Annotated in this window: 1 protein-coding gene and 1 pseudogene; both read right to left on the minus strand. The window is 53.6% G+C overall.

Going from position 1 to position 832, the window contains the following annotated elements; genetic code table 11:
- Positions 1–115: 115 nt before the first annotated feature.
- Positions 116–640, minus strand: a complete 525-nt coding sequence (locus X742_RS140345) for a hypothetical protein (protein ID WP_023775642.1) — start codon at positions 638–640, stop codon at positions 116–118.
- A 3-nt stretch (positions 641–643) separates the two neighbouring features.
- Positions 644–832: pseudogene (locus X742_RS1000000175150) on the minus strand (hypothetical protein); the annotation flags it as partial.

An 832-nucleotide genomic window follows, 5' to 3' on the forward strand; every position in this document is an offset into this window, starting at 1 on the left:
CCCAACCTCATACGGCGTTCCTCGCATAAACCAGCGACGAAAATCGGCGCGCTCTATCAAAGCATTCGCGATTGGTCGAGCATACTTGAGTTCGGATGCTGAGTACGAAGCCATGTCAGACCCTGATATCGATGTCAGCGCAGACCCAGGCAGCTGAAGCAAACTTGTGTAAATTGATGATCGCGTGCCACTCGCTCTTTTGCCGCGCCCCAGAGAACTGGGCGCAGTCCTGTAAGCTGAGGCTCGACCGCGCTTTCATATCAGACAGCTGATCGGACGCTGGGAATGAATAGCTGCGGTGATGCAGGATCTTGTTGCAGCTATCGTAGAAATGCAGCGGGGTGGGATCTCGACCATCCCTGGAAAGCAATCCAACCTCTCTTTCCGCGAACTGCCGCCATTCGTCGCTTCTCATCTCCGGTGGATACTTTTCAAACACCAAGTTCCGGATCATGCCAGCAGTGGTAAGTAGCCTTTTAAGAAGCATGGCCTCGATACTCGTCTGGCAATCGTCTAAGAAGTTATCGACCTCTGAATTTCTCTTTATCGCCTGTTCTGCGTTCTGTAACGCGAGAACAAGGCATGATATTAGGAATGCATCTTCGATGATGCTGGAAACGACAACCGGATTGCCCTCCATTTACTATCGCCTCGCTTTGCGCCAGCCGGCCGCTCTTGCCTCGGCCTCGCTGCAGAACCACCGCTCGCCGTACTGAGCGCTGATCTTGGTCTCCCAATAATGTTCCTGGCCCGGGACGTGGTAGATCCTCTCCCCGGTATTGATGGAGATGTTGCCCTTGATGTTGCAGGTCAGGTTGCCGAGAAGCCCGAA

It is taken from the genome of Mesorhizobium sp. LNHC229A00, from assembly GCF_000502415.1.
In the GTDB taxonomy this organism is placed as follows: Bacteria; Pseudomonadota; Alphaproteobacteria; order Rhizobiales; family Rhizobiaceae; genus Mesorhizobium.

Excerpts from the sequence above, each read along its gene's own strand:
- X742_RS140345 (WP_023775642.1), bottom strand. The coding sequence starts at position 640 with ATGGAGGGCAATCCGGTTGTCGTTTCCAGCATCATCGAAGATGCATTC.